This is a genomic window from Blautia sp. An81, from assembly GCF_002161285.1.
In the GTDB taxonomy this organism is placed as follows: Bacteria; Bacillota; Clostridia; order Lachnospirales; family Lachnospiraceae; genus Blautia; species Blautia ornithocaccae.
In genome coordinates this window covers 108,979-117,703 of record NZ_NFHH01000012.1, presented here as the reverse complement: position 1 = coordinate 117,703, position 8,725 = coordinate 108,979, and the positions used below count along the sequence as shown (strand labels likewise).

Here is an 8,725-nt window from a genome sequence, read left to right as displayed (position 1 = left end):
CTAGTGTGCTGACTTGATGATATTTAACTAAATATTCTGGTAATCACAGCTGTTCTGATGTATAATCAAAAAAAAAACGGCGGTGATTCCTATGGCAAGACCAAAAAAATACAACATCCATCTTACAGAAACAGAATTGAATAATTTGAAATCTGTTATCCGTAATAAAAAAACTTCCAAAACTATCCGCTGCAGATGCCAGATCATTCTCGATCTGGACGAAGCACACGGAAAAGTTTTAACCCATGAACAAAGTGCCAGATCCAATGGTGTCTGCATGGCAACTGTCACCAACACTGTAACAAAATATATCAATGGCGGCATTGATGCTGTTACTGAATTTAAGCGGAACATAAATTCAGATAATGCCCGGCGTAAGGTTGACGGACGTACGGAAGCCCGGCTGATCGAACTTGCCTGCGGCCCTGTCCCAGAGGGGCACTCTCGGTGGACCATCCGTCTGCTTGAAGAAGAATCCAAAGTAATTCTGGAAACCCCTGTCGGCAGGGAAGCAATCCGCAAAGCTTTAAAAAAAACAAACTTCGACCTCACAAAAACGACTACTGGTGCATTCCAGCAAAAGAAGACCCAGAATTCATAGCCTGCATGGAGGATATCCTTGATGTGTATGAACTCCCCTATGATGAGAAGCATCCAGTTGTGTGTATGGATGAGAAGCCGTACCAGCTTTTGGGAGAAATCAGGGAGCCTTTACCAATGATTCCCGGAAGCGACCAGAAAACCGATTCGGAATATGTCCGCAAGGGCACCGTCAGCATTTTTGCTTTTGTAGAGCCGCTCGGAGGCGTTCACCATGTGAGTGTACGTGAACACCGTACAGCCACAGACTGGGCAGAGGAGATCAGATATCTTGTAGACAACATGTACCCCGATGCTGAAAAGATCATCCTTGTGATGGATAACCTTAATACCCATAAACCGTCATCTCTGTACAAACGGTATCCGGCGGAAGAAGCAAGGCGTATCATAAAAAAACTGGAGATACATTACACGCCAAAGCATGGCAGCTGGCTGGATATTGCTGAAATAGAGCTTAATGTAATGACCAGGCAATGCCTTAACCGCCGCATCGCTGAAATAGAACAGTTACGCAGCGAACTGTCCGCATGGGAAACGGAACGGAATACAGTGGCAGCAAAGGTTAACTGGCATTTTAGAACAAGTGATGCTAGAACAAAACTCAGTTCGCTGTATCCCACATTTACTACTGCCTCTTAATGAGGTGGCAGTATTGCTAAAAATCAGCAGGTCAGTACACTAGATTGGAATTTGTAGGGGGTGTATGATTTGAAAAAATTAGGAATTTTTTTACTCATCCTATTACTGTTTATATGCTTATCTGGTTGTTCTGAAGTAGTTAAATTAGTAAATGATAAAAATAGTGCAGGTAATCCTTTAAGTGGGAAAAACACAGATGAACGCATTATTATGTGTCTTCAACAAACTTACCCTGAACACACTTTTACTATTGTTACGCCTTTTGATAATGACGCAGATTGTGGGGTATATTCAGATGAAAATGGAGTGGAATTTAGTGTATCAAAAATAATCTATAATAATACTTATCATTTTGGCTGTAGTGATGATTATTTGAAAACATTACTTGAAGAACAAGGATATATTGAGCGCATTACTGAGATTACAGAACAATATCATCTTCGTTTAAGATATGATGATGAAAACGAAACAGTAGGTTTAGCGGCTGATGAAGAAAATACAATATCAGAATACGCAGCTGCCATTTCTGAAATATTAAATTCTGTAGATGTTCCAAAGGTAAAATTGCCGGAAGAATTAGGATTTTCAACTGGTGAAGTAAATTATTATACGCTACCAAATTGGGGAAAGCTTTTATGCCGATGTGAAGTGGGCAAGAATGCTCACAATGAGATTTTTTCTTTTGGCGATGTGAATTTAACTCAGCAAGAAATTGAGCAACGATTGGAAAGATGTTATGAAAGACTTAAAGATTAAGCAATAAAATATCCGTCATGAAGATACAAATAAATTCTAAGTTGTAGAGCTGATAATTTGAACCGGCGGCATTCCAGGAAGTGTACTGAACAAGGTGTCTGTGCGTTTCCTCTTAAAGAAATATCCGGTAACGGACAGAAATTCAGGCTGCGGATATAATACGCCAGCTTCCAGAAGTTCACAGGAGCATTGGGATTATGCTCAGGAGATTGCTCCGAATATTTTTCTGGGACTGGGCATAAGGCTTGAGATAACAGAAGTTATTTTAAATGTATGCTTGTTTATATTTAAGGTTCCTGCTGCCAAATCCTTATTAACAGGAATCGCTATAGGCGTGATCTTTTGCTTTTGGGATTTTACAGAACGGAAACAAAGATAAAAAACAGATGTTCTGAACATTGAGCAGATACTGTGTTGGAAAGGAGATTCTTATGGATAGTTTTATGGAAGCTTTGTTAAGTGAGAAAACAGGTAAGATTCCAGATGCGTATGACTGGTTTGCTCCGCTGATTGGGGACTGGGACTTTGAGTATCATGACGGCTATCATACAGATGCTCTCAGAACTGTAAAAGGAGAGTGGATCTTCCGGAGGGTTTTGAATGGTGCAGGAATTGAGGATCTGTTTATATGTCCTTCCAGGGAAACTATGAAGTCGGATCCCCAGCCGGATGGAGAATACGGAATGGCGATCCGAATGTTTAATGCCAAAGAAAAATGTTATGATATGACATATACCTGCGAAAAGTATATGACTCGTCTTCGTTTTGTACAAGACGGTGGAAAGCTGATAGGAACAGTCCTGGATGATCCCTTCCAGAAATGGATCTTTTCTGATATACAGGCAGAAACTTTCCATTGGCAGAATGTAACAGTTCTGGAAAACGGGGAATGGCAGGTAAACAGTAATGTTTATGCAAAACGGAGAAAATAGAAAGCCCATTTCCGAAGTCAGAATATAATAAGTATATTAATGTTGCGATTTGAAACATCCTGGGCTATAATAGAGAAAAAGCAGGGAAGTGATTTTCGCTATGAAAACCAGATTTTATGAATACCTGACAAGAGTTCGGAATCTGCGGGGATATACCCAGGCCCAGATGGCAGAAAAGCTGGGGATATCACGTTCTACTTATACGAATTATGAAAGAGGCAACCGATCACCGGATCTGGAAACCCTGGAGCATATCAGCGATGTTTTGGGATGTACTTTAGACGAACTTTTCGGGAGAAGCAAGGGAGAACCGGGCCGGGAAGTGCAGTATGCAGATCTGATGTGCGAACCGGAGGGAACCTATGATTATTCTGCAAAGAAAAAGCGGCTTGCCATTGGCGTTCAGGACTTTCGCTTTCTTCGTGAAAGAAATGCCTATTATGTAGATAAAACACAGTTTATTGAGGAATTTCTGGATTCCTGGTATCAGGTGACTTTGGTGACAAGACCAAGACGGTTTGGCAAGACTCTGAATATGACTATGCTCAGAGAATTTCTGGACTGCACCAGAAACTCTGCCTGGCTGTTTGCGGAAACAAAGATTGAGAAAAGCGTATATGCGGATTGGATAAATCAATATCCGGTGATTTTTCTCTCCTTTTTGAATGTAAAGGCAGAGAATTCCCGGGAAATGATAAGACAGCTTTCAGATCTTTTTCTGGAGGAATATGACAGATACATGGATCTGACAAAAAGCGGCAAACTGTCTCAGAGAAAGAAAGAGATGTTTTTTCAGAATTACCGCTCCCTTAGCGAAAAACAGGGGGCTGAGGAGCAAAGGAGCTGTCTTTGCCATGGACTTAAGGATTTGTGCGGTATTCTGGAAGAATACTATGGAAAGAAAGTGTTTCTCCTTCTGGACGAATATGATACGCCTTTTATGTATGCAAATTCCAGAGGATATTATGGACAGGTAAGAGAAATTCTTTCAGGGATGTTGAGCTTTTCACTGAAAGGAAACTCTTCCCTGGAAAAAGCCATGCTTACCGGTGTTCAGAGAGTGGCAAAGGAGAACATTTTTTCCGGTCTGAATAATCTGATGGTATGTACTGTAAAAGACCCGGAATATAAGGATTGCTTTGGGTTTACAGAGGAAGAAGTACGAGAACTTCTGGATTACTGTGAAGCGGAGTTTTCCGGGCAGGTAAAGGCAATGTACGATGGCTACAAAATAGGGGATACGGAACTTTATAATCCCTGGTCCATATCCTGTTACGGGGCCAGAAAAAAACTGGAGTCTTACTGGGTCAATACCAGTGAAAACAGTATTTTGAAGAATGCCCTTCGTGAACAGGGACAGCTTTTTTTCCAGTCCTATGAGGAGCTGCTGGAACGGGGCCAGGTTACAGTGAATGCAGATGCGGCAGGGGCTTATTACGAAAACCAGAATGAGACGGCTTTCTGGGGACTTCTGCTGAACGCAGGTATGGTGACCATAGAGGAGGAGATCCGGGAAGATCTGTATAAAGTCCGGGTACCGAATCTGGAAGTTTGGAAAGGATTTCAGGATTTGACGGCCTCTTATTTACAGGTGGAGGAGGGAAAAATAGACAAAATGCTGTATTATCTCCAGACAGGAGATATGGAGCGCTTTTCCCGAGAATATAAAAGGATCCTGCTGGAAATTCCCTCTTATTACAATCTGAAAGACGAAAACAGCTACCATATGATGAGGCTGGGGATGTGTGTTTTTCTGCGTGGAACTTACCAGGTGAGAAGCAATCGGGAGAGTGGCAGAGGAAGAGGAGATATCCTGCTGTATTCCAGAAAATGGGGATGTCCCAGTATGATCCTGGAATTTAAATATACCAGAGATAAGTCGGAGAACCTGGAAGACCTGGCACTGAAAGCTATCGGACAGATCAAGGAGAAAAATTACAGTGCAGACATGACCGGTCAGGTCTGGTATGTGGGCCTCGCTCACCGGGGAAAGGAGGCGTCAGTAAAGTGGGAAATGCAGATTGACTTTCCAGATAAGAGAAGAATATAATGAAAGAAGCGAGCAGTGCTATCACGTAAGTCCGGCGGATACCACTGCTCTTTTTTTACAGAAAGGAAAAGAAAAATGGTAAGACAACTGGCGAAAAGTATCAGGGAATACAAAAGAGCTTCCATTGCCACGCCTCTGCTGGTAAGCGGGGAAGTGCTGATGGAATGTACCATTCCTTTTATCATTGCGCGGCTGGTCAATGAAGTGAAAGGCGGCTGCGATATGGGGGTGATCCTGGGGTATGGAGGGATTCTGGTCTGTATGGCCATGTTGTCCCTTTTGTTCGGAGGTCTGGCCGGATCCACCTGTGCCACAGCCTCCTGTGGCCTGGCGAGAAATCTGCGGAAGGATATGTTCTACAGTATCCAGGGATATTCTTTTGAGAATATTGATAAGTTTATGACCTCTTCTCTGGTCACAAGGATGACTACAGATATCACCAATGTACAGAATGCTTATATGATGATCATCCGGACAGCGATCCGCTCGCCGCTGATGCTGATCTTTGCTTTTGTGATGGTATTTGTCATGGGCGGCAGGATGGCGTGGATCTTTCTTTTCGTGGTTCCCGTGCTGGCCTTTGGCCTGTCACTGGTTATTTATAAGACTATGCCCCTCTTCCGGAAAGTGTTTAAAAAATATGACAGGCTGAACAGCTCTATTCAGGAGAACATCAAAGCCATGCGGGTGGTGAAGTCTTTTGTCCGGGAAGACTACGAGCAGGAAAAGTTTAACCGGGCGGCTGAGGACGTATGTACAGATTTTACCAGGGCAGAGCGTATCCTTGCCCTGAATAATCCTCTAATGCAGTTCTGCATCTATACAGTTATGACCTTTGTGCTGTCTTTCGGCTCTTACACTATCATTACCTCCAGAGGGCTGGATCTGGATGTGGGACAGCTTTCTGCGTTGCTGACCTATAGTTTTATGATGTTGAACAGTCTGATGATGCTGTCCATGGTGTTTGTCATGATCACAATGGCTGTGGAATCAGGAAAGAGGATCGCAGAAGTGCTGGAGGAAAAAAGTTCTTTATCCAATCCGGAAGCCCCTGTATATGAAGTGAAAGATGGCTCCATCTCCTTTGAACATGTGAGCTTTAAGTATTCAAAGGAGGCAAAGCGGCGGGTTTTAAAGAACATTGATCTGGATATCCGTTCCGGAGAGACCATTGGCATTATCGGAGGCACAGGCTCTTCCAAATCTTCCCTGATCCAGCTGATTTCCCGCCTGTATGATGTGACGGAAGGAGCTGTGAAGGTAGGAGGGGTGGAAGTAAGAGATTATGACCTGGATACTCTGCGGAATCAGGTAGCGGTGGTTCTCCAGAAAAATATTCTTTTTTCCGGGACGATCCGGGAAAATCTCCGCTGGGGGAATAAGGAGGCTACAGACGAGGAACTGGTCCAGGCCTGTAAGATGGCCTGTGCCGATGAGTTTATTTCCCAGTTCCCTGAAGGATACGATACTTACATAGAGCAGGGAGGAGCCAATGTATCCGGCGGCCAGAAGCAGCGGCTCTGTATTGCCAGAGCTCTTTTGAAAAAGCCCAAAATCCTGATTCTGGATGATTCCACCAGTGCGGTGGATACCAGAACAGACGCCAGGATCCGGAAAGCAATGAAAGATTACATCCCGGAGACCACCAAGATCATTATTGCCCAGCGGACAGCTTCTGTAGAGGACGCAGACCGGATCATTGTGATGGAGGGCGGAGAGATCAATGCCATAGGAACTCATAAGGAGCTGCTGGCGTCCAATGAAATATACAGGGAGATCTATACCTCCCAGAATAAGGAGGGAAACCAGCTTGGAGAATAAAAAGAAAAATACGATTGTAAGACTGTTGAAAACCATGCTGGGTTTTTACCCGGTTATGCTGCCGGCAACGATTGCCTGCATAGTATTTAATGCAGTGGTAAGTTCTATACCCTCTGTCTTTATGCAGAATATTATCGCTGTTATTGAGAAGAACTGGCAGAAAGGAGACTGGGGCGCAGTGGGCGGCCAGATCCTGAGACTGGTTTCCATACTGGCAGTTTTTTATATTCTCTCTCTGGCAGCAGGCTTTACTTTTAATCAGCTGATGGCGATTATGACCCAGGGAACGCTGAAAAAAATGCGGGAAAAGATGTTTGGAAAAATGCAGCGCCTTCCCGTTAAATATTTTGATACCAATGATCACGGGGATATTATGAGTTATTACACCAATGATATCGACACGCTCCGCCAGATGATCTCCCAGAGCTTTCCCCACCTTCTTATATCCGGCGTAACGGTGCTTACCATCTTCGGGATCATGGTGTATTATTGTCTCTGGCTGACCCTGGTAGTGGTCCTTGGGGTAGCGGTAATGACTGTACTCATCAAGAAGGTAGGGGGCGGTTCGGCGAAATTTTTCATTAAGCAGCAGAATGCCCTGGGAAAAGTGGAAGGCTTTGTAGAAGAAATGATGTACGGACAGAAAGTCATCAAAGTTTTCTGCCACGAAGAAGAAAGTGAAGCAGACTTTGACCGTTATAATGATATCCTTTTTGAAGAATCCAGAAAGGCAAACCAGTATGCTAATATACTGGGCCCTATTTTGAATAATATCGGAAATATCCTTTATGTATTGGTAGCTATTACAGGAGGGCTTCTTCTTACTCTGAACGTCCAAAATGTGAGTATATCCGGTATTCCCATTGGAATCAGTATTGTAGTGCCCTTCCTGAACATGACGAAACAATTTGCAGGAAATATCGGCCAGGTATCCCATCAGGTGAATGCGGTAGTTATGGGAATCGCCGGCACGGAAAGGATCTTCAGCCTGCTGGATCAGGAGTCAGAACAGGATCAGGGGTATGTGACTCTGGTCAATGTCCGGGAAAAATCCTGCAAGAGTCAGGCGGGGGCAGATGATCAGCAATCCGGAGAGGGAGAAGTGCTATTTGAGGAATCCAAGGAGCGGACCGGACTGTGGGCCTGGAAACATCCCCATCGGGAAGCCGGCACAGTAACTTATACCAAACTGGAGGGGGACGTGAGGCTGCAAAAGGTAGACTTTGGATATGAACCTGGAAAGACCGTACTTCATGATATTTCTCTCTATGCGAAACCGGGGCAGAAGGTAGCTTTTGTAGGAGCCACCGGCGCAGGCAAAACGACTATCACAAACCTGCTCAACCGTTTTTACGATATCGCTGACGGCAAGATCCGCTATGACGGGATTAACATTAACAAGATCAGGAAAAGCGATCTCCGCCGTTCCCTGGGGATCGTACTTCAGGATACCAATCTGTTCACCGGTTCGGTGATGGAGAATATCCGGTATGGAAAACTGGACGCTGCAGATGAAGAGTGTATTGCCGCAGCAAAGCTGGCGGGAGCGGATGATTTTATCACCAGGCTTCCGGAAGGCTATGATACCCTTCTCACAGAAAACGGCGCAAACCTGTCCCAGGGACAGCGGCAGCTTCTGTCCATTGCCAGAGCGGCTGTGGCAGACCCGCCGGTCATGATCCTGGATGAGGCTACTTCTTCTATTGATACCCGTACAGAGGCTATCGTACAGCGGGGAATGGACGCCCTGATGAAGGGAAGGACTGTTTTTGTTATTGCTCACCGTCTGTCCACGGTGAAAAATTCCGATGTGATCATTGTACTGGATCACGGGCGGATCATCGAGAAAGGAAATCACCAGGAGCTGCTGGAAAAGAAAGGACAGTATTATCAGTTGTATACGGGAGCTTTTGAACTGGAGTAAAAC

General features: G+C 44.4%; 8 protein-coding genes. All 8 read left to right on the top strand.

Translation table 11 applies throughout. The annotated features are described in order from the left end of the window. The first annotated feature begins 91 nt into the window (after positions 1 to 91). The 8 genes from B5G33_RS11935 to B5G33_RS11900 all read left to right on the top strand — a co-directional run bounded on the left by B5G33_RS11935 (position 92) and on the right by B5G33_RS11900 (position 8,722). Positions 92 to 601 carry a helix-turn-helix domain-containing protein gene (locus B5G33_RS11935; protein WP_087417809.1) on the top strand — a complete coding sequence of 170 codons (510 nt, stop codon included), beginning with the start codon at positions 92 to 94 and terminating at the stop codon, positions 599 to 601. After that, a complete protein-coding gene (locus B5G33_RS11930) occupies positions 571 to 1,239 on the top strand; it encodes an IS630 family transposase (protein WP_242974689.1) in 669 nt (222 codons plus the stop codon). Before B5G33_RS11935 ends, B5G33_RS11930 begins: the two co-directional genes overlap by 31 nt. 69 nt (positions 1,240 to 1,308) lie before the next feature. Next, on the top strand, positions 1,309 to 1,995 hold the full coding sequence (locus tag B5G33_RS11925; RefSeq protein WP_087417807.1) for a hypothetical protein: 687 nt from the start codon (positions 1,309 to 1,311) through the stop codon (positions 1,993 to 1,995). A 94-nt stretch (positions 1,996 to 2,089) separates the two neighbouring features. Then, positions 2,090 to 2,374, top strand: coding sequence for an SdpI family protein (locus tag B5G33_RS11920; protein WP_242974686.1), 285 nt, complete (start codon positions 2,090 to 2,092; stop codon positions 2,372 to 2,374). A gap of 52 nt (positions 2,375 to 2,426) precedes the next feature. Beyond that, positions 2,427 to 2,927: a hypothetical protein gene (locus tag B5G33_RS11915; protein WP_087417806.1), complete on the top strand. Its 501-nt coding sequence runs from the start codon at positions 2,427 to 2,429 to the stop codon at positions 2,925 to 2,927. A gap of 100 nt (positions 2,928 to 3,027) precedes the next feature. After that, positions 3,028 to 4,977 (top strand): AAA family ATPase, encoded by a 1,950-nt coding sequence (locus B5G33_RS11910; RefSeq protein ID WP_087417805.1) that lies wholly within the window; start codon positions 3,028 to 3,030, stop codon positions 4,975 to 4,977. Between the two features lie 75 nt (positions 4,978 to 5,052). Beyond that, entirely contained in the window at positions 5,053 to 6,798 is a 1,746-nt protein-coding gene (locus B5G33_RS11905; RefSeq protein WP_087417804.1) for an ABC transporter ATP-binding protein, read from the top strand. Then, the gene (locus B5G33_RS11900; RefSeq protein ID WP_087417803.1) at positions 6,737 to 8,722 is read left to right on the top strand and encodes an ABC transporter ATP-binding protein; all 1,986 of its coding nucleotides are present in this window, start codon (positions 6,737 to 6,739) and stop codon (positions 8,720 to 8,722) included. Before B5G33_RS11905 ends, B5G33_RS11900 begins: the two co-directional genes overlap by 62 nt. The last annotated feature ends 3 nt before the right edge of the window (positions 8,723 to 8,725 follow it).